This window comes from Curtobacterium sp. AB451 (assembly GCF_050585845.1).
Lineage (GTDB): Bacteria > Actinomycetota > Actinomycetes > Actinomycetales > Microbacteriaceae > Curtobacterium.
Map to the genome: position 1 here is coordinate 149,177 of NZ_JBOBQG010000001.1, position 19,156 is coordinate 168,332.

Below are 19,156 nucleotides of genomic sequence, written 5' to 3' on the forward strand. Positions count from 1 at the left end.
TCCCGGGTCCGGCCCGGTCGTCGTTGACCGAGAAGCTAGGCCCGGCAGAAACCCGAACACAAGACTTCTTTCAGTGATCTCTGAAAGCTTTACCGTTCTGAAACACACCGGAAACGGCGGCGCTCGCGTCGCCCCCGTCCGGTGTGGAACGCTGGCGTGCATGCGACACACCCCGCACTTCCTGATGACCGACGTCGACGAGGTGCGGCGCCTCATCGGGGAGCACCCGTGGGCGACGATCGTCTCCCACACCGACGCCGGTCTGGTCGCGTCGCACTACCCGTTCCTCCTCGAGACGCCGGCACCGGGCAACGACCCCGACGGCCTCGTGCTCGTGTCGCACGTCGGACGCCCGGACGAGGTCGCCCACGAACTCGGACGACACGAGGTGCTCGTGGTGTTCCAGGGCCCGCACGGCTACGTCTCCCCCGCCTGGTACCCGCCGGAGCAGTTCGTGCCGACCTGGAACCACGTCACCGCGCACTGCTGGGGCACGCCGGAGATCCTGTCCGACGACGAGAACTTCCGCGTCCTCGGCGAGCTCGTCGACCACTTCGAGCGGGTGATGCCGGAGCCCGTGTCGCTCGAGGTCGACGAGGAGACGGCACGGCGGATGGCGAAGGGCACCGTCGGGATCCGCATCCGGGTCACCCGGTTCGACGCCCGCGCGAAGCTGTCGCAGAACAAGGCGCCCGAGGTCGTGGACCGGATCGTCGAGGGCCTCCGCTCGGACGGTCCCTACGCCTCGGCGGCGCTCGCCGACGAGATGGCCCGGGCACACGCGGCACGCGCGGCGACCCAGGAGGCGCGGTGAGCGAGGTCCTGCTCCGCACCGTCCGACGGGTGGGCACGTCCGGCGCCCCGTCCGACGTCCGCGTCGTCGACGGTCGGGTCACCGCCGTCGCACCGGCCGGCACGCTCGAGGCCACCGACGCCGACACCGACGTCGTCGAGGCCGCCGGCGCGTGGCTCGGCCCTGGGCTCGTCGACCACCACGTGCACTTCGACCAGTGGGCCCTCGTCCGCCGCCGCGTCGACGTGTCCACCGCGGACTCCGCCGAGGCGACGGCGGACCTCCTCCACGCGGTGGCCCGCACCGGTGTGGCGGACCGTGTCCTGATCGGCCACGGCTACCGCGACGGGATGTGGCCCCGTCCCGCGCGACGCGAGCTGCTCGACCGGGTCGACCCGCGCCTCCCGGTCGTCGTCATCAGCGGCGACCTGCACGCGGTCTGGTGCAACGCCGCGGCGCTGGAGCACTTCTCCGGCGTCCTCGGACGCCCGCTCTCCACCGGCGACGACGGGGTGCTGCGCGAGCAGGACGCGTTCGACGTGACCGGCGCGCTCTCGCGGGTGCCGGACGAGGTGCTCGACGGCTTCGTCGTCGATGCCGTCGACGCGGCCGCCGCCCGCGGGGTGACGCGGGTGCGGGACCTCGAGATGGTCTTCGGACTGGACCGCTGGACCCGGCGCGTGCAGGCCGGCACCGACGGCCTCCGCGTCGACTCGGGGGTCTACCCGAACGACCTCGACGCCGCCGTCGCGCGCGGACTCCGGACCGGTGACGTCGTACCGGGGACCCGAGGACTGGTGCGGATGGGGCCGTTCAAGGTCATCACCGACGGGTCGCTCGGCACGCGGACCGCGGCGATGACGTCGGGCGGAGGCGTGCTGGCGTACGCGTTCGAGGACCTCGTCGAGATGGTCCGCCGGGCCGTCGACGCCGGACTCGTGCCCGCCGTCCACGCGATCGGCGACCGGGCGAACACGCTGGCCCTCGACGTCTTCGAGACCGTCGGCGCCCGCGGCACCATCGAGCACGCCCAGCTGCTCGCCGACACCGACGTCGAACGGTTCGCCCGACTCGGGGTGGCCGCGTCCGTGCAGCCGGAGCATGCGATGGACGACCGCGACCTCGCCGACCGGTACTGGGCCGGGATGACCGACCGGGCGTTCCCGTTCGCCTCCCTCGACCGTGCCGGAGCGACGCTGTTGCTCGGGTCCGATGCGCCGGTGGCGCCGCTCGACCCGTGGGTGTCGATGGCGGCGGCCGTCGGACGCGACCGGGACGGCCGCGAACCGTGGCACGCGGCTGAGCGGCTCACCCTGCTGACCGCCTGGCGCGGGTCGACCGAGGGCGGTCGGGTCGGCGTGGCCGTCGGCGACGTCGCGGACCTCGTCCTGCTCGAGGCGGACCCGCTCGATGCGACCGGGTCGGGACCGCTCCGACGGGCGCGGGTCCTCGGGACCGCGATCGCCGGGCGGTTCACCCACCGGGACGTGTGACCGGCGCTACTTCTGGTCCTTCGGGCACCAGTAGAGCTTCCGGCCGGCCATGTCGGCCATCCGGATCTCGGTGCCGCAGACCCGGCACGGCTGCCCCTCGCGGTGGTAGACCCAGTGCCGGTCCTTCCGCGATCGGACGGCCTTCGCGTGGTCGCTCTTCGACAGGCGGTCCATCGTGAGCATGAGGCCGTCGCGGACGCCGTCGTGCAGGAGCTTCGACCAGTCGTGCCAGAGCGCCTTGGCCTGTTTCACCGTGATCTTCTTGCCGGGCTTGTACGGGTCGATGCGCTGCCGGAACAGCAGCTCGGCGCGGTAGATGTTGCCGATGCCGCTCACGACGGCCTGGTCCATGAGCAGCTGCCCGATCGCGACGTTCCGCTTCCGGACGTTCTCGACGAAGGTCTTCTCGGCCTCGGGCCCGTCGTCGTTGATCGGGTCGGGACCGAGCTTGTCGAGGGCCTTCTGCACGCCGGCGGGGTCCTCGACGACACACGCCGTCGGGCCGCGCAGGTCGGCGACGGTGTCCTCGGTGAGGATCCGGACGCGCACCTGTCCGACCGGGTGCGGCGGGAAGGCCTCGATCGGGTCCTCCGCCTTCTCCTGCTCGGCCATCCGGTAGCGGGCGAGCCGGGGCGCGCCGATCGAGGACAACGACTCCTCGCCGTCGCCGTCCTCGGACAGCGCCTCGGCCGACGAGATCACGCCCGCGAAGTCCCACGCGCCGTAGAGGCCGAGGTGCACGCGCAGGAACCGGTCGCCCTCGAACTCGAGGAACATCTGCTTGCCGACCGCCCGGGCGGCGACCATGCGCGTGCCGTCGAGCTTGGCGGCGCCGGCGGCGAACCGACCCTGCGGGCTGGACACCTCGCAGCGTTTGCCGACGAAGTGCCGGGAGAACTGGTTGGCGATGCGGTGGACGGAGTGACCCTCGGGCATGGGACCTGTCTACTCGGCCGAGCCGTCGATCTGCTTGCCGGCGATGTGCCCCGTCGTCTCGTACTCCGCGAGCTGCGCGATGCGACGGGCGTGGCGCTCCTCGCCGGAGAACGGCTCGGCGATGAACAGGTCGACGAAGCGGATCGCCTCGTCCTCGGTGTGCTGGCGAGCGCCGATCGAGATGACGTTCGCGTCGTTGTGCTGGCGCGCGAGGAGGGCGGTCGACTCGTTCCACACGAGCGCGGCACGGACGCCCTCGACCTTGTTCGCGGCGATCTGCTCGCCGTTGCCGGAGCCGCCGAACACCACGCCGAGCGCCTGGACGCCGGCGCGCTGGTCCTCGACCACGGCGTGCGCGGCGTTGATGCAGAACGAGGGGTAGTCGTCGAGCGCGTCGTACTCGGTCGGACCGTGGTCCACCACGTCGTGCCCGGCCTCGGTCAGGTGGGTGGCGAGGGTCTTGTTGAACTCGAGGCCGGCGTGGTCCGTTCCGAGGTGGATGCGCATGGCATCGATCCTATTCCTGCGCCTACTGCCCCCGGACCACGACGACGACGTACCGGGTGGGCTCCTCGCTCGGGTTCCGGTACACGACGTCGGCGGGCTCGCCGAGCTCGATGCGGTCCCCCGCCGCGAGCCGCGTCGGCTCACCGCCGACGACGAGTTCCAGCACGCCGTCGACCACCCAGATGCAGTGGCGCAGGAACGCGTAGGCGGACGCCGGGTAGGCCACTTCGCGGCCGGCCGGGAGGCGCACCTCGGTCACGTCCGCGGGGAAGGCCGCACTCGAGACGGGACGACGCCGGTACCCGGTGTCGGGATCGGTCCAGGACTCGGCGGTCGCGCCGCGTTGGATGCCGCGTGCGTCGTCGGGGTCCGTCGCCCTGGGCACCTCGTGCTCGAGGGACTCGTCGAGGAGCTGCGAGACCGTGAGGCCGAACGCCCCGGAGAGCCGGCCGAGGATCGTCGCGGTGGGGCTGGACACCCCGCGCTCGACGCGGTTGATCATCGCGCGGGAGACACCGGACTCCTCGGCGAGCTCGGTGAGGCTCCACTTCCGTTCGGTGCGGAGCCGCTGCAGGCGCTCGCCGAGGGCACGCTGTTCGTCTGCGCCCGCGTCGTCGGCGGCGGTTGCGTCATCGACGATCGGTTCGTCTACGATGTGAGACATGACGACAGCATATGCGACGAACGGGGTCGTGGTCCGCGACTGTACCCCGGCCGACCTCGACGTCGTGCACGCCCTGCACGTCGACGCCGTGCTGCACTCCACCGCCATCTGGCAGGAGGAACCGCACCCGCGCGCGTACTTCGACGCATGGCTGACCGAGCGGCAGGGCGACGGGTACCCCGTGCTCGTCGCCGAGGTCGACGGCACCGTGGCCGGGTACGCCACGTACTCGCAATGGCGGCCGCACCACGGGTACCGCCTGACCGTCGAGCACAGCGTCTACGTGGTCGAGTCGTTCCGCGGCCGGGGCATCGCCTCGACCCTGATGCGGTCCCTCGTCGAGCGGGCGACCGCCGAGGGCCGGCACGTCATGATGGCGGGGATCTGCAGCACGAACACCGGGTCGATCGCCCTGCACAACAAGCTCGGGTTCAGCACGGTTGCGGTCGTGCCCGAGGTCGGACGCAAGTTCGACCGCTGGCTGGACCTGACGCTCATGCGCCTGCCCCTCGCCTGACGCGACGGACGAGACGGTGGGGAGCCGCGCCTCCCGTCAGTCGGTGGTGTCGAAGATCGGGCCGACCGTGCGCGAGCGCTTGAGCTCGAAGAAGCCGGGGTACTTCGCCACGGCGACGACGCCGTCCCACAGGTCGAGCGCCTCCTGGCCCGTGGGTGCCGGGGAGATGACCGGTCCGAAGAACGCGGTGCCGGCGACCGCGATGACGGGCGTGCCGACGTCCTGTCCGACCCGGTCGATGCCGTCCTGGTGGCTGGCCCGCACGGCGGCGTCGACCTCGTCGGTCCACGCGTACTCGAGCAGGTCGGCGTCGAGACCGAGCTCGGCGAGCACGGCGGGGACGACCTGCTCCGGGTCGGACTCCTGCCGGTGGTGGATGTGCTCGCCGAGGGCGTCGTAGAGCGGCTTGACGATGTCCTGGCCGAGCCGGAGCTTCGCCGCCGTGACGATGCGCGGGTACACCTGGCCCGCGTGCAGGCGCTCCTTGTAGCTCTCCGGCACGTCCTGGTCCTCGTTGAGGACGAACAGGCTCATCACCTTCCACGTCACGTCGAGGTCGCGGTGCCGGGCGACCTCGCCGACCCAGCGGCTCGTCATCCAGGCCCAGGGGCAGTTCGGGTCGAACCAGAACTCCACGGTGGTTCGTTCGGCGGTCGTCTTGTCCACAGTCGTGTCGGTCACGGATGCGAGCGTACGCGCGCTCGCTAGGCTGGAGGCGACCGTCCCGCCGGTGCACGACGCCGTGCCGGGACTCCCCTCCACACGGACAAGGACCGTCCGTGTGCAACCGCGAAGATGGAGCGTCCGTGCCCGGAGAGAACCTCACCCGAATCGAAGCCCAGGAACGTGCCGCGATCGTCGACGTGCAGACGTACGACGTCGAGCTCGACCTGACCCGCGGCGCCGAGACCTTCGGCAGCACCACCCGCGTCCGCTTCACCGCGACCGCCGGTGCGTCCACGTTCATCGACGCGATCACGAAGACCGTGCACTCCGTCACCCTGAACGGCACCGCGCTCGACGTCGCCGCGGTGAACGACGGCGTCCGCATCCAGCTCGACGACCTGCAGGAGCAGAACGAGCTCGTGGTCGTCAGCGACGCGCTGTACACGAACACGGGCGAGGGCCTGCACCGCTTCGTCGACCCCGTCGACGACGAGGTCTACCTGTACTCCCAGTTCGAGGTGCCGGACTCGCGGCGCATGTTCGCCGTGTTCGAGCAGCCCGACCTCAAGGCCGAGTTCACCTTCACCGTGACGGCGCCGTCCCGGTGGCAGGTCGTGTCGAACTCCCCCACGCCCGAGCCGCACGTCGACGGTGACATCGCCACGTGGGCCTTCCCGCCCACCGCGACCATCTCGAGCTACATCACGGCGCTCATCGCCGGCCCGTACGAGGTCGTCCGCGACGAGCTGACGAGCAGCGACGGCCGCACCATCCCGCTCGGCGTCTTCGCGCGGAAGTCGCTCGCCGAGTACCTCGACCCCGAGTACGTCTTCGAGACCACGAAGAAGGGCTTCGCCTACTACGAGGAGAAGTTCGACGTCCCGTACCCGTTCGAGAAGTACGACCAGCTGTTCGTCCCGGAGTTCAACGCCGGCGCGATGGAGAACGCGGGCGCGGTCACGTTCACCGAGACCTACGTCTTCCGCTCGAAGGTGACCGACGCCATCAAGGAGCGCCGGGTCGTCACGATCCTGCACGAGCTCGCGCACATGTGGTTCGGCGACCTGGTCACCATGAAGTGGTGGAACGACCTCTGGCTGAACGAGTCGTTCGCCGAGTGGGCCTCCACGATCGCCACGGCCGAGGCCACCGAGTGGACCGAGGCGTGGACGACGTTCCAGGCGATGGAGAAGTCCTGGGCCTACCGCCAGGACCAGCTCCCCTCGACGCACCCGATCGTCGCGACGATCAACGACCTCGAGGACGTCCAGGTCAACTTCGACGGCATCACGTACGCCAAGGGCGGCTCCGTCCTGAAGCAGCTCGTGGCGTGGGTCGGCATCGACGCGTTCTTCGCGGGCGTCTCGGCGTACTTCAAGAAGCACCACCACGGCAACACCGAGCTGCGCGACCTGCTCGTCGAGCTCGAGGCCACCAGCGGCCGCGAGCTGTCCGAGTGGTCGAAGCTGTGGCTCGAGACCGCCGGCGTGAACACGCTCCGCCCCGAGATCGAGGTCGACGAGTCCGGCGCGATCACGTCGTTCGCCGTCCTGCAGGAAGCGCCGGCCGACCACCCGACGCTCCGCCCGCACCGCCTCGCCATCGGCGTGTACGCCTTCACCGAGCACACCGACGCCCCGTTCGGCGCCGACACGGCGTCCTCCGGCGGCAAGCTCGAGCGCACGCACCGCGTCGAGATCGACGTCGACGGCGCCCGCACCGAGGTGCCCGAGCTCGTCGGCGTGCAGCGCGGCGACCTCGTCCTGCTCAACGACGACGACCTCGCCTACGCGAAGATCCGCCTCGACGAGCACTCGCGCCGGACCGCCATCGAGCACCTCGCCTCGATCGCGAACCCGCTCGCCCGCTCCATCGTCTGGGGTGCGATGTGGGACGCCACGCGCGACGCCGAGTCCCCCGCGAGCGACTACGTCCGCCTGGTCCTCGGCAACATCGCCACCGAGACCGAGTCGACGACCATCCGCACGACGCTGTCGCAGCTCCTCCTGACGACGCGCAACTACGTCGCGCCGGCGAAGGTGGACGCCACGGTCCGCACCGTGGGCGACACGCTCTGGAACCTCGCGTCGAGCGCCGAGGCCGGTTCGGACGCGCAGTTCCAGTTCGTGAAGTTCTTCGCGCAGATCGCGTCGACGCCCGAGCACGTGGCGACGCTCGCCGGGCTGCGCGACGGCTCGGTCACGCTGAGCGGTCTCGAGATCGACACCGACCTGCGCTGGGAGCTGCTCGAGGGTCTCGTGCTCGCCGGTGCCGCCTCCGGTGCCGAGATCGACGCCGAGCTCGCGGCCGACAAGACCGCGTCGGGCGAACAGGCCGCCGCGCGTGCCCGTGCGACCATCCCGACGGCCGAGGGCAAGCTCGCGGCGTTCTCGTCGCTCGTGGACTCGGCCGAGCTGCCGAACGCGATCGTGCGCCAGACCACGGTCGGGTTCCAGCACGTGAACAGCCCGGTCGTGCTCGAGGGGCTCGTCCCGAAGTACTTCGACGTGCTCACGCGCATCTGGGCCGAGCGCAGCTACCACATGGCCGACACCATCGTCTCGGGGCTCTACCCGGCGCCGCTCGCGTCGGCCGAGCTCCGGGACGCGGCGGTCGCGTGGCTCGAGGCCCACCCCGAGACGCCGGCGCTCCGTCGCATCGTGTCCGAGAGCGTCGCCGGGACCGAGCGCGCTCTGCGGGTCCAGGCAGCGGACGCCTGAGCAGCGGATGAGGATCGGCGGGGTCCTGGCGTTCCCCAGGGGATGCCAGGGCCCCGCCCTCTAGCATCGACCGGATCATGACCTTGGTTGCAGTTCCCTCCCCGACCCCGTCCGGCGCGGCAGAGGCCGTCTCGCAGTCGTTCGGCGAGTTCGTCGACACGTGGCACATCCCGATCACGATCGTCATCACGATCCTCGCCGCTCTCGTCCTGCGGCTGATCCTCCGGCACTCCATCAAGGGGATCGTCGACCGTGTCGTGACCGGTGTGAAGAAGCGCCAGGGCGCGACGGACACCCAGGCACTCATCGCCTCACCGATCCAGACCGCCCGGGTCGTCCAGCGCACGCGCACGCTCGGCAGCGTGCTCGAGAACCTCGCGACGGTGATCGTCGTCGTGCTCGCGCTCGTGGTGATCATCCCGCTGGTCATCCCGAACGCCGCGGTCGGCATCGTCGGTGGCGCCTCGCTCGTCGCGGCCGGGCTCGCGGTCGGCGCGCAGAGCATCGTGCGCGACCTGCTCTCCGGCATCTTCATGATCCTCGAGGACCAGGCGGGCGTCGGCGACGTCGTCGACACGGGCCAGGCGACCGGCGTCGTCGAGAACGTCGGGCTGCGGGTCATGCAGATCCGTGACGTGAACGGGATCCTCTGGTTCGTGCCGAACGGGCAGATCCTGCGCGTCGGGAACCTCTCGCAGGGCTGGTCGCGGGTGCTCGTCGACATCACCGTCCCGTACGACACCGACATCGACGCCGTGCAGGACGCCCTCCTCAAGGCGGCGGTCACGATGTCGCAGGAGCCCCGGTGGCGCCAGCGCATCGTCGAGAAGCCGGAGATCTGGGGCATGCAGTCGATCACCGACGCCGGCATGGTGTTCCGCCTCGTCGTGAAGACCCGGGCGTCCGAGCTCGACGTCGTCGGCCGCGAGCTCCGGGTCCGACTGAAGCACGCCGTCGACGAGCTCGGCGTGACCCTGCCCGCCATGGCGATGATCATGCCCGCCGGGTGGGAGAACGCCACCTCGATCAACGGCCTCCGCACCGTCCGCACCCAGCCCACACCGGCACCGACGAAGCCGCGGCGCAGCCGGAACCTCCTCGGTCAGCCGATCCGGACCGACGACCCCGACTCCGGGAAGGACCCCCGATGACCGACCCCACCCCGCCCGCCCAGCCGATCACGCTGCGGGTCGGCCAGCACGGCGCCTCGGCCACGGGTTCGCTCTACGAGCGCATCGGCGGCGCACCCGCCTTCGACCGCCTCGTCCGCCGCTTCTACGAGGGCGTGCAACAGGACGACGTCATCTGGCCGATGTACCCGGCCGACGACCTCGAGGGCGCGATCTGGCGCCTCTCGACGTTCCTGCAGCAGTACTGGGGCGGCCCCGGCACCTACAGCGCCGAACGCGGTCACCCCCGGCTGCGGATGCGCCACCAGCCGTTCCGGATCACGCCCGAAGCACGTGAGCGATGGCTCCACCACATGCGCGACGCGGTCGAGTCGCTCGGCCTCGCACCCCTCGACGAGGCCGAGCTGTGGGCGTACCTCGACCGCGCGGCGCACGCGATGACGAACACCTTCGACTGACGTCAGCGGACGCCCGAGCCGTCGGCGAGGTCCTGCACGAGGGTGGGCCGGGTCGGGTTCCACCCGAACACGTTGCGCGCGTGTGCGCCGGAGGCCTCCTGGTGGAGCAGCAGCGCATCGGCGAAGTCGGCGCCGAGGCGCTCGCGGCTGGCGTCGACGCTCTCGGCGACGACCGGCGAGCCGTGTGCGCCCGCCTCTGCGATCTCGCGGACCGTCGGGTTGTCGCCGGTGGCCGCGACGACGTAGCCGTCCTGCTCGCCGCGGTGGAGCGCGAGGACGTAGAGCTCGCCGAGGTCGTCGACGTGCACCGTCGTCCACCGCTGGGAACCGTCGCCGACGAGCCGGACCTCGTGATCGCCGTCGCCGACGAACATCGCGGGGATGCCGGCTCCGCGGCCGTACACGATGCCAGGGGCGATGATCGTCGTGCGGACCGCACTGGCCCGCACCGTGGCCTCGTTCGGCACCCGCCACGCGGTGAGCGCGGGCGGCGACACCGGTGACTGCTCGGAGATGTCGGTGGAGTTCCCGAACGTGAAGATCCCGCCGGTGTGCACGAACGGCTTCGGAGTGCCGTCGAGCGCTGCGAGCACCGTCCGGATGAAGTCCGGGTCGATGCGCTCGGCCGAGGCGGTGTGCACCACGGCGTCCGCCTCGTGGGCGAGGCTCCGGACGACGTCGGTGTCGGTGACGTCACCGACGAGGGCATTGCCGCCGGCGTCGCGGACGGCCTGCGCCTTCTCGTCGGTGCGGACGAGGGCGGTGACCTCGTGCCCGTGGGCGACGAGTGCGCGGAGGACCGAGGAACCGATGTAGCCGGACGCGCCGGTGAGGAAGACGTGCATGGCGCCAGCCAACCACCCGCCGTCGGGAGCGGGCTGCCTACGAGGTGAGGGTCCAGGCGCGACGCTTGACGAGCACGTGCCCGCGCGACGTGGTCAGGCGGCTCCAGGGTCCGGTCTCGAACAGCCGGACGGGGTCGTGCCCGAGGAACCCGAGGCTCTCCCCCGCGAAGCCGGCACCGGCCGGGACGTGCTCGATGCCCGCGACCGGACGCCCCCACACCTCGGAGCGGACCTTGCGGACGATCGCGTCGCCCGCGTTCGTCGGGACGGCGTCGGCGACCTCGGCGATGCCGTCCCGGGCGGCACGGCGCAGGAGCTCCGGCGAGACGTCGGGCAGCGGGACCCACCCGCCCCGGGGCGGGGAGATCGCCGCCCAGGTGACCGTGTGGACCTCGAGCGGCAGCTCCACCTCGATCGGGGTCGCCCGCGTGGGGTCGGCGCCGTCGGCGTGTTCGGCGTCCTGCGCGTCGGCGAGCAGCCGCAGACGTTCCTGCAGCGAGGCGAGCGGGACGACCGCGTCGATCGTCGCCGGCTGCGCGAGCGAGAACGTCCGGAGCCCGAGCACGGTCGGCAGCTCGTCGAGCAGGCCGAGCGGGTAGAGGATCGCGGTGTAGACCGCGAGGACGCCGGAGTCCGCGATGAGGCGGACCGAGCCGTCCTCGATGCGGGCGGCCCGTCCGAGGTAGGTGCGCAGGTCCCCGAGGGAGGCTGCGTCGGGAAGCGTGAACGAGGTGCCCATGTCACCCCGAAGCCTACCGGCAGGACCCGGCGGCGGGGCGTTCGTAGACTGCACGGTGTGAACGGCGAACCGGACTTCCTGCGGACCCTCCGACTCGAGGACACGGGCGCGAGCACGGGCGAGACGATCCTCACCGGTGCGAGCCACTGGTCCCCCGGGGGTCGGGTCTTCGGCGGGCAGGTGCTCGCGCAGTGCATCGTCGCCGCGCAGGCCACCATCGAGGACCGCGACATCCACTCGATGCACGGCTACTTCCTGCGCCCCGGTGACATCGACGTGCCGATCACCTTCGGCGTCGAGCGCATCCACGACGGCCGGTCGTTCGCTGCGCGCCGGGTGCAGGCGTACCAGCGCGGCGTGCCGATCTTCTCGATGATCGCGTCGTTCCAACGCCCGGACGCCGGCGTGGAGCACCAGGACCCGTTCCCCGTCGACGTGCCGGAGCCCGAGTCGCTGCCCTCGGCCGCCTCGATCCTGTCCGCCATCGACCACCCGGTCGCACGGGCCTGGGCGGAACGCTCGATCGACCTGCGGCACGTCCAGGGTCCGGTGTTCGTCGACGTGCAGGGCGAGCACGTCGCGCACCAGGCGGTGTGGTTCCGGGTGGAGGGCGACCTCCCCGCCGACCCCGCGCTCCACCGTGCCGTCCTCGCCTACGCGAGCGACCTGTCCATCCTCGAGCCGATCATGCGCCGCCACGGGGTCGCCTGGGGAACGCCGGGCGTGAAGAGCGCGAGCCTCGACCACGCGATGTGGTGGCACCGCGACGCCCGTGCCGACGAGTGGGTGCTCTACACGCAGGAGTCCCCGAGCGCACAGGGCGGTCGGGGACTCGCGTTCGGCCGGATGTTCTCGCCGGACGGACGGCTCCTCGCATCGGTCGCGCAGGAGGGGATGATGCGCGTCCCCCGCTGATGCGCACATCGGTGCGTGATCCGTCCCACAGCGGCGCTCGAGCCGTCCTCAGCGGCGCTCGATCCGTCATCGGGGCCGGATCCGGTCCGTGCTACGGGCGGGAGAACGCCACCGGGGCCTCGACGTAGTCGGCGCACGCCGCTCGCTCGGCCTCGGTCAACCGGCGCGGACGGTTGCTGACCGCGTCGACCATCACGAGCGCCGTGGTCGCCCGGGTGTACAGCACCGCGGGCTCCTGTCCGACCGGTGACCAGACCTCGTACGACACGTCGATGCTCGCCCCGCCGAGCCGCCCGATCCACATCTGGATGTCGAGCGGCTGCCGCAGGTACGGGATCGACGCGAGGTACTCGAGGCGCTGTGCCGCGATGACGGTCATCGTGCCGGACCCGGGACGGCCGTCGATGATCGGCTCGGGGACGGACCCGTCCGGCGCACGTTCCTCGGGGTCGGGACCCCAGAACCCCACGATGCGCGCCTCCTCCAGGAGACGCAGCATCGCGGAGTTGTTGACGTGCCCGTACGCGTCGATGTCGCTCCACCGCATGCGGACCGGAGCGTGCAACCGCGCCACGGTCAGTCGCGGGTGAGCTTGCGGTACGTCGCCCGGCCGGGCTTCGCCGCATCGGCGCCGAGACGCTCGATCTTGTTCTCCTCGTACGCCTCGAAGTTGCCCTCGAACCAGTACCAGTTGGGGGTGCCGTCCTCGTTCAGGCCCTCCCACGCGAGGATGTGCGTCGCGATCCGGTCGAGGAACCACCGGTCGTGGGTGATGACCACGGCACAACCGGGGTACTCGAGCAGGGCGTTCTCGAGGCTGCCGAGGGTCTCGACGTCCAGGTCGTTCGTCGGCTCGTCGAGGAGCAGCAGGTTGCCGCCCTGCTTGAGCGTCAGCGCCAGGTTCAGACGGTTGCGCTCACCGCCGGAAAGGATGCCGGCACGCTTCTGCTGGTCCGGTCCCTTGAAGCCGAACTGCGAGACGTAGGCCCGCGACGGGATCTCGGTCTTGCCCACCTGGATGTAGTCGAGTCCGTCGGACACGACCTCCCACAGGTTCTTGTTCGGGTCGATGCCGCCACGGCTCTGGTCGACGTACGAGATGTCGACCGTCTCACCGATCTTCAGCGTGCCGCCGTCGAGCGGCTCGAGGCCGACGATCGTCTTGAAGAGCGTGGTCTTGCCGACGCCGTTCGGGCCGATCACGCCGACGATGCCGTTGCGGGGCAGCGTGAATGACAGGTCGTCGATGATGACGCGCTCGCCGAACTGCTTGTGGAGCTTCTCGGCGTCGATGACCTGCGAACCCAGGCGGGGCCCGACCGGGATGACGATCTCCTCGAAGTCGAGCTTGCGCGTGCGCTCGGCCTCGGTGACCATCTCCTCGTAGCGGGCGAGACGCGCCTTCGACTTCGCCTGGCGTCCCTTCGTGTTGCTGCGGACCCAGTCGAGCTCCGAGGACAGCCGCTTCGCGAGCTTCGCGTCCTTCTTGCCCTGGACCTCGAGGCGAGCACGCTTCTTCTCGAGGTAGGTCGAGTAGTTGCCCTCGTACGGGTACAGACGACCGCGGTCGACCTCGGCGATCCACTGCGCGACGTGGTCGAGGAAGTACCGGTCGTGGGTCACGGCCAGGACGGCACCGTGGTACTGCTGCAGGTGCTGCTCGAGCCAGAGCACGGACTCGGCGTCGAGGTGGTTGGTGGGCTCGTCGAGGAGGAGCAGGTCGGGCTTCTGGAGCAGGAGCTTGCAGAGCGCCACACGACGCTTCTCACCACCGGAGAGGTGCGTGACCAGTTCGTCCCCCGGGGGGCACTGGAGCGCGGCCATCGCCTGCTCGAGCTGCGAGTCGAGGTCCCACGCGTCCGCCGCGTCGATCTCCTCCTGCAGCGTGCCCATCTCGGCGAGCAGTGCGTCGAAGTCGGCGTCCGGCTCGGCCATCAGCGCGGAGATCTCGTTGAAGCGCGTGATCTTGGCGTGGATCTCGCCGACGCCCTCCTGCACGTTCTCGAGCACCGTCTTGGACTCGTCGAGCTCCGGCTCCTGCATGAGGATGCCGACGGTGAAGCCCGGTGTGAGCTTCGCCTCGCCGTTGGACGGCTGGTCGAGACCCGCCATGATCTTCAGGATCGTCGACTTGCCCGCACCGTTCGGCCCGACGACGCCGATCTTGGCGCCGGGGAGGAACGACATCGTGACGTCGTCGAGGATCAGCTTGTCGCCGACCGCCTTGCGGGCGCGGACCATCTGGTAGATGTACTCAGCCATATCGCGCCAAGTGTACTGACAGTGCGGGTCCCGCGTCTGCCGTGCCGTCGGTTCGCCGTATCCCGCACGGGGGCTGTTGCGCTCGCCGACTTCGACGTACGGTTTCCCCGCTCCGCACCGGGAGCAGGGTCGTCCGACCACCGGAGAGGATCAGGTCATGTTCACCAAGCGTCTGCGCCGCCTCGCGCTCCCCATCGCGGGTGCCACCGCGCTCACCGTCGCACTCCTGGCGCCGGCGAGCGCTGCCTCGGCGGCGTCGCCCGTCCCGCACGGCAGCCCCTACGTGCAGTACACGGCGCACCTCGTGGAGAACGGGTCCGGCACCGGGTACTCGTCCTACATCAACGTCCACGACGCCCACAACAACGCCTTCGCCGTGGGGATCCAGTCGGACACCGCGTCGACCGTGAGCAAGGGGCAGCCGCGGTTCATCTGGGAGCGCGTGCAGAACGGCAAGTTCACGTACGGCTACATGGGCGGCGCGTCGCACAGCAAGACCTCGGTCGGGCTGCGCTGGTACAAGAACGACGTCGCGTCGGTCATCCTCAACAACCGCACGGTCGGCACGATCGCCCTGAACCTCGACGGACGGCTGTTCTTCAACGCCGAGGCGAACGCCCGCGTCAACGGGGACGTGGTGCACTCGCAGGTCAACGACATCTCGATCAAGGTCGGCGACTCGTCGGGCCGCACCGGGCTCGCCGGCAAGTGGGACACGAGCTTCACGTTCCACGGCCTCAAGGCGAAGCAGACGAACAGCCCGAAGGTCCAGGGCGCGAGCTTCTCGATCGACGGCCGTGTCTCGGGCCTCCCGCGGGGTGGCAACTGGGACACGACCGAGGTCGCGGGCATCGCGATGATCGCGCAGAACTGGCGGTAGCCCCGCCCGGACGGCGGCGGGTGCCGGTTCAGGCCGCGGCACGCTCGTCGCCGTCCTCCGTCGGGTCGTCGCCGACCGCGTCGAACGGGTGGTCGAGGATCGCCGCCGTGTGGCGGGCCGCCTCGGCGCCGTCCGGGAGCTCCTCGACGGCGTCCGGTTCGCCCTGGTGGTCCGGTCCGACCCGGTGGTCCCGCCCGGGGCCGTCGTCGGTGGGGACGGCGCCGACCTCACCCGTGACCGGGTCCACGACGGAGACGATCGCGGGGGTGCTGCCCGGAGCCGCGGAGGACTCCCCCGCGTGGCGCGGGACGCGGACCCAGTTGCTGATGCCCCACGCGAGGTCGTGCCCGAGCGCCTCGGCGTCGATCTCGACGGACGTCCCGCCCCGGCCGTCGCGCTCCCACGTGCGGATGCGGATGCGGCCGGTGACGACGATGCGGTCCCCCTTCTTCAGGGAGCGGTGCACGTTGGCCGCGAGCGAACGGAAGGCGGTGACGGTGTACCAGTTCGTGGCGCCGTTGCTCCAGGTGGAGGTCGTCCGGTCCCAGCGTCGGGAGGGCGAGGCGAGGCGCATGCTCGTGATGGCGATGCCGGTGTCGGTCACGAGGTGACGCGGCTCGGTGGCGATGATCCCGCAGACGGTGATGGTGTCGTTCATGGGTCGATCGTCATCGAGCCCCGGGCCGCGCAAGCGGCCCGGGGCTCGATCTGTGACTGGTCGACTCGGAGAGGTGCGCTGTGGAGGACGAGTCCCCCGCGCCTCCTGGCCGGAACGCGGTCAGTGCGCGCGGAACTCCGGACGGTCCGCCAGCGGGCCGAGGGCCGCGTGCACCGCGCCCTTCGCCGACTCGAGGGACGGGTACGTCCCGCCACCCGCGCTCCGCCCGTAGAGCTCGACGCGGAATCCCCCGTCGGCTCGGTGGATGCTGCCGACCGCTCCCGCTGGTCCGACCGCGACCCAGGTCCCGGTGTTGTTCGTCATCGTTCGACCACCTCCTCGTGGCCCCGACGTCCGGAGTCTCAGGACGCCAGGATGTACTGACTGTAGGCCTTGCGGACCTTGTTCACCTTCGGCAGCGCCACCGCGAGGCAGTAGCCCTGACCGGGGTTCTTCGCGAAGAAGTCCTGGTGGTACTCCTCCGCACGGTAGAAGGTACCGAGCGGCTCGATGGTCGTCACGATGCCGCCGTCCCAGATGTCCGAGGCGCGCGCGATCGCCCGCTCGAACAGCGCCTTCTGCTCGCCGTCCGCCGGGAACATCGCCGAGCGGTACTGCGTGCCGACATCGGCGCCCTGCCGGTTCAGCTGACGCGGGTCGTGGAGCGTGAAGAACACGTCGAGGATGACGTCGGCCGGGATGACCGCCTCGTCGAACGTGACCGCGACGGCCTCGGCGTGACCGGTCGTGCCGGTGCAGACCAGCTCGTAGGACGGGTCGGCCACACCCCCGCCGACGTAGCCCGACACCACGTCCTGCACGCCCTGGAGCGTGCGGTACACGGCGTCGAGACACCAGAAACATCCACCTGCGAGCACGAACGTGATCATGGCGTCACGGTACCGCGCGCGCCTCTGAGCGACCCGCGACCGGGGCACAGGTCCTCCACGATGCGCACGCTCGCGATGCCAGTGCACAGAACACCCGACGATGCCCGGCGTGTCGGTGGTCGGCCGTACCGTCGGACACACACCGACGAGCAGGAGGCACGACGATGCAGGCGACGAACGAACCCGTCCTCAGGATCCGCACCGCACCCGTCGCCCGCTCGCGCGGCGACCTCCGGATCCTCGACGTCCGCGACGACCTCAGCCGCGTGACCCGGGCGAACGGCGAGATCGTCGGGTACGTGGACCGCGTGGACGTCGCCGGGGGCACGGCCTACCGCGCGCGGCGGTACGTGTCGACCGAACGGCGCTTCGTCGAGCTCCCGAACGTGTGGTCGGCCGACGACGCGGTCGACTGCCTGCGCTGGGGATGAGTCCGAGCCGGCGGATCGGCCAGCGCGCGGGGAACACCCGGTCCGCGGAACGCCGCCCGACCTCCCCGACACCTGACCGTTCCGTGAGTAGGGTGCGCGCATGAACTGGTGGAACGACCTGAGCGACTGGATCTCGTCCGACGACGGCTGGCGCGTGATCTCCGGCGCGCTCGTCCCGTTCGTCGCGATCGTCGTGGCGGGCATCGTCGCGGCGCTCATCGGACGCGGGGCGACCAAGCGGGTCGTGACGATGCAGGAACGCGAAGCCCGGAACGCGGCCGTCGCGGGCATCGTCTCGGCTGCACGCAAGGCGGCGACCTGGGGTTCCCTCGGGCACGACGAGCGCGCCTACGCGGACCACCTCGCCGAGGACGCCGACATCCGACTGCGGCTGCTGCCCGTCGCCGGTGCGCCCCTCGCGGCGAACTGGACCCAGCACGAGATCGCCGACATCAAGAAGAACTCCTCGACGTTCAGCTTCCAGGCGGAACAGTCCCTCGCCGAGTTCCGTGACCGCATCCTCGAGTGGCAGGCGCGTCCGAACCGTGCGCGCAAGCTGTTCAAGAGCGACCTCGAGCGCTGGAAGTTCGACTCGCCCGATCCCGACGCCGAACTCATCACCAGGCAGCAGGACTGGAACGCCGACCAGGCGAGCGCCTCGCGCACCGCCGACGCCGGCTCGACCGCGGTGGCTCCGGCCGAGCGTCCGACACCGACGACGACCTCGCTCCGTCCCGCGCCGGGTGCCGCTGCCGGTGCCGGCGCCGGTGCCGGGAGCACGTCCGCGCCGTCGCCGGGTGCCGGGTTCTCGGTGACCCGCGGCGGTTCCGCGCCGGTCGACCCGAACGCGACCACCCCCATCTCGGACACCTCGAGCAACCGGACGACCCCGATCTCGGACGCGACCACCACGCGGGCGTACGGCGACGGCGCGACCCGCGCGTACGGCGACGGCTCGACCCGCGCGTACGGGGACGGGGCGACCCGGGCGTACGGGGACGGGGCGACCCGCGCGTACGGGGACGACGCGACGCGTCCTGCCGGGGCCGGGCCCGCTGCCGGCGCCCCGACGCGCGCGCCGCTCGGGTCGCCCGCCTCCCCCGTCTCCGGACGGAACCCGAGCTCCGTCGGCGCTCCGGACGCCGACAACGCGGACGCGGTGGACGACGTCCGCCCCTCCGGTGCACGCGGGACCACGACGGACGGGTCCGCAGCGGGCAGCGCCGCTCCCGTCGCGGGTCCGACGGCCCGTGGGAACGACACGCGGTCGGACGACACACGATCGAACGACGCGCGGTCGAACGGTGCGCGGTCGAACGACGTCGGCGAGTCCGGCGACCAGGAGCCTGCCGCCCGCGGCGCCGGCGCTCCCGTCCCGCCGCCGGTCGCGCAGCCGACCTCGGCGGACGCGCACGTCAACCGCACCGCGGGCGGCGACGCCCGCGCGGCCGACGGCCCGACCGCAGCGCAGACCCGGTCGATCCCGACCCGCATCGCCGGTGGCCCCGCCGAACCCGCGGACGCCGACGAGACCTCCGAGGCGCCCTACACCCAGCCGATCAGCGCGAGCGAGCTCCGTCGCCGCGCTGCCGACGACGACGAGTAGGCGGTCACCGAACCGCACGAAGGCCGCCGTCCCGATGGACGGCGGC

At 71.2% G+C, this 19,156-nt stretch carries 21 protein-coding genes; 10 read left to right on the forward strand and 11 right to left on the reverse strand.

Translation table 11 applies throughout. The features are described from left to right. The first annotated feature begins 160 nt into the window (after positions 1-160). The gene (locus ACQXVK_RS00690) at positions 161-814 is read left to right on the forward strand and encodes an FMN-binding negative transcriptional regulator (protein WP_430852354.1); all 654 of its coding nucleotides are present in this window, start codon (positions 161-163) and stop codon (positions 812-814) included. Next, positions 811-2,286 (forward strand): amidohydrolase, encoded by a 1,476-nt coding sequence (locus tag ACQXVK_RS00695; protein ID WP_430852355.1) that lies wholly within the window; start codon positions 811-813, stop codon positions 2,284-2,286. Before ACQXVK_RS00690 ends, ACQXVK_RS00695 begins: the two co-directional genes overlap by 4 nt. A gap of 6 nt (positions 2,287-2,292) precedes the next feature. Here the strand turns inward: ACQXVK_RS00695 and ACQXVK_RS00700 are convergent, their stop codons facing one another. The 3 genes from ACQXVK_RS00700 to ACQXVK_RS00710 are packed head-to-tail and all read right to left on the reverse strand — an operon-like array spanning position 2,293 to position 4,393. Beyond that, positions 2,293-3,222, reverse strand: coding sequence for an Fpg/Nei family DNA glycosylase (locus tag ACQXVK_RS00700; protein WP_430852356.1), 930 nt, complete (start codon positions 3,220-3,222; stop codon positions 2,293-2,295). 9 nt (positions 3,223-3,231) lie between these two features. Then, positions 3,232-3,729, reverse strand: a complete 498-nt coding sequence (locus ACQXVK_RS00705) for a ribose-5-phosphate isomerase (RefSeq protein WP_022907460.1) — start codon at positions 3,727-3,729, stop codon at positions 3,232-3,234. A 22-nt stretch (positions 3,730-3,751) separates the two neighbouring features. Then, positions 3,752-4,393 carry a helix-turn-helix domain-containing protein gene (locus ACQXVK_RS00710; protein WP_430852357.1) on the reverse strand — a complete coding sequence of 214 codons (642 nt, stop codon included), beginning with the start codon at positions 4,391-4,393 and terminating at the stop codon, positions 3,752-3,754. On the opposite strand from ACQXVK_RS00710, the gene ACQXVK_RS00715 reads away from it, so the two are divergent. Continuing rightward, positions 4,392-4,910 (forward strand): GNAT family N-acetyltransferase, encoded by a 519-nt coding sequence (locus tag ACQXVK_RS00715; RefSeq protein ID WP_430852358.1) that lies wholly within the window; start codon positions 4,392-4,394, stop codon positions 4,908-4,910. The genes ACQXVK_RS00710 and ACQXVK_RS00715 overlap by 2 nt on opposite strands. Positions 4,911-4,946: 36 nt before the next feature. Here the strand turns inward: ACQXVK_RS00715 and ACQXVK_RS00720 are convergent, their stop codons facing one another. Then, positions 4,947-5,507 carry a disulfide bond formation protein DsbA gene (locus ACQXVK_RS00720; protein WP_430852744.1) on the reverse strand — a complete coding sequence of 187 codons (561 nt, stop codon included), beginning with the start codon at positions 5,505-5,507 and terminating at the stop codon, positions 4,947-4,949. A gap of 209 nt (positions 5,508-5,716) precedes the next feature. On the opposite strand from ACQXVK_RS00720, the gene pepN reads away from it, so the two are divergent. The 3 genes from pepN (at position 5,717) to ACQXVK_RS00735 (ending at position 9,884) form a co-directional block, all read left to right on the forward strand. After that, a complete protein-coding gene (gene pepN / locus ACQXVK_RS00725) occupies positions 5,717-8,296 on the forward strand; it encodes an aminopeptidase N (RefSeq protein WP_416394905.1) in 2,580 nt (859 codons plus the stop codon). Between the two features lie 77 nt (positions 8,297-8,373). Next, entirely contained in the window at positions 8,374-9,447 is a 1,074-nt protein-coding gene (locus ACQXVK_RS00730) for a mechanosensitive ion channel family protein (protein WP_022907454.1), read from the forward strand. Beyond that, positions 9,444-9,884, forward strand: a complete 441-nt coding sequence (locus tag ACQXVK_RS00735) for a globin (RefSeq protein WP_022907453.1) — start codon at positions 9,444-9,446, stop codon at positions 9,882-9,884. Before ACQXVK_RS00730 ends, ACQXVK_RS00735 begins: the two co-directional genes overlap by 4 nt. A gap of 2 nt (positions 9,885-9,886) precedes the next feature. Here the strand turns inward: ACQXVK_RS00735 and ACQXVK_RS00740 are convergent, their stop codons facing one another. After that, positions 9,887-10,729, reverse strand: a complete 843-nt coding sequence (locus ACQXVK_RS00740; RefSeq protein WP_430852359.1) for an NAD(P)H-binding protein — start codon at positions 10,727-10,729, stop codon at positions 9,887-9,889. 37 nt (positions 10,730-10,766) lie between these two features. Continuing rightward, on the reverse strand, positions 10,767-11,468 hold the full coding sequence (locus ACQXVK_RS00745; RefSeq protein ID WP_402264203.1) for a hypothetical protein: 702 nt from the start codon (positions 11,466-11,468) through the stop codon (positions 10,767-10,769). A gap of 57 nt (positions 11,469-11,525) precedes the next feature. On the opposite strand from ACQXVK_RS00745, the gene ACQXVK_RS00750 reads away from it, so the two are divergent. Further along, positions 11,526-12,383, forward strand: a complete 858-nt coding sequence (locus ACQXVK_RS00750) for an acyl-CoA thioesterase (RefSeq protein ID WP_430852360.1) — start codon at positions 11,526-11,528, stop codon at positions 12,381-12,383. A gap of 91 nt (positions 12,384-12,474) precedes the next feature. Here the strand turns inward: ACQXVK_RS00750 and ACQXVK_RS00755 are convergent, their stop codons facing one another. Together ACQXVK_RS00755 and ettA are read right to left on the reverse strand one after the other, a co-directional pair. Further along, entirely contained in the window at positions 12,475-12,930 is a 456-nt protein-coding gene (locus tag ACQXVK_RS00755; protein WP_031262723.1) for an acyl-CoA thioesterase, read from the reverse strand. A 29-nt stretch (positions 12,931-12,959) separates the two neighbouring features. Further along, positions 12,960-14,645 (reverse strand): energy-dependent translational throttle protein EttA, encoded by a 1,686-nt coding sequence (ettA, locus tag ACQXVK_RS00760; RefSeq protein WP_416394899.1) that lies wholly within the window; start codon positions 14,643-14,645, stop codon positions 12,960-12,962. A gap of 157 nt (positions 14,646-14,802) precedes the next feature. Here ettA and ACQXVK_RS00765 point away from each other — a divergent pair, with 157 nt between their 5' ends. Continuing rightward, the gene (locus tag ACQXVK_RS00765; protein WP_022907447.1) at positions 14,803-15,525 is read left to right on the forward strand and encodes a hypothetical protein; all 723 of its coding nucleotides are present in this window, start codon (positions 14,803-14,805) and stop codon (positions 15,523-15,525) included. A 28-nt stretch (positions 15,526-15,553) separates the two neighbouring features. On the opposite strand, the gene ACQXVK_RS00770 is transcribed toward ACQXVK_RS00765, so the two are convergent. The 3 genes from ACQXVK_RS00770 to msrA form a co-directional block, all read right to left on the reverse strand. Continuing rightward, a complete protein-coding gene (locus ACQXVK_RS00770; protein ID WP_430852361.1) occupies positions 15,554-16,183 on the reverse strand; it encodes a single-stranded DNA-binding protein in 630 nt (209 codons plus the stop codon). Positions 16,184-16,303: 120 nt separating this feature from the next. After that, the gene (locus ACQXVK_RS00775) at positions 16,304-16,507 is read right to left on the reverse strand and encodes a hypothetical protein (protein WP_070416606.1); all 204 of its coding nucleotides are present in this window, start codon (positions 16,505-16,507) and stop codon (positions 16,304-16,306) included. Between the two features lie 38 nt (positions 16,508-16,545). Then, positions 16,546-17,073 carry a peptide-methionine (S)-S-oxide reductase MsrA gene (msrA, locus tag ACQXVK_RS00780; RefSeq protein ID WP_430852362.1) on the reverse strand — a complete coding sequence of 176 codons (528 nt, stop codon included), beginning with the start codon at positions 17,071-17,073 and terminating at the stop codon, positions 16,546-16,548. A 164-nt stretch (positions 17,074-17,237) separates the two neighbouring features. Between msrA and ACQXVK_RS00785 the strand changes: the two genes are divergently transcribed. After that, the gene (locus ACQXVK_RS00785; RefSeq protein WP_022907443.1) at positions 17,238-17,504 is read left to right on the forward strand and encodes a hypothetical protein; all 267 of its coding nucleotides are present in this window, start codon (positions 17,238-17,240) and stop codon (positions 17,502-17,504) included. Positions 17,505-17,604: 100 nt separating this feature from the next. Beyond that, positions 17,605-19,110 carry a hypothetical protein gene (locus ACQXVK_RS00790; protein WP_430852363.1) on the forward strand — a complete coding sequence of 502 codons (1,506 nt, stop codon included), beginning with the start codon at positions 17,605-17,607 and terminating at the stop codon, positions 19,108-19,110. The last annotated feature ends 46 nt before the right edge of the window (positions 19,111-19,156 follow it).